This is a genomic window from Providencia sp. UF-183, assembly GCF_058246155.1.
The window spans coordinates 1-266 of sequence record NZ_JBSICD010000100.1 but is presented as its reverse complement, the minus strand read 5'-3'; the positions used below and the strand labels follow the sequence as shown (position 1 = coordinate 266).

1 protein-coding gene is annotated in these 266 nt (G+C 47.0%); it reads right to left on the bottom strand.

Features of this window, described 5'->3' with window-relative positions; translation table 11 throughout:
* The coding region (locus AC4IFT_RS22525) for a hypothetical protein (RefSeq protein ID WP_490752963.1) at nt 1–266 on the bottom strand (266 nt) is incomplete at both ends.

Here is a 266-nt window from a genome sequence, read left to right as displayed (position 1 = left end):
GTTACATCGATATTGCCGAGGTCTTTGAGTGGCACCTGAGCGGTGTAGCTGCCATCATTGTTATCGACCCAATTTAAGGTATCGCCTTTTAGGCTGCCTAAGTGAAGGTTATTTTTGTCTAACCCTTTGATGCCGTTACCAAAGGTATCTGTTGCTGTTACCGTGACCTCAAGGGTATCCCCAGATTTTAGTCCTGAGGTTGAGCCTGTTGTGATCTCGAGTGTCTTGACGACCCCTTTCTGATCTTGTTGCCCTTGGTTGTTTGG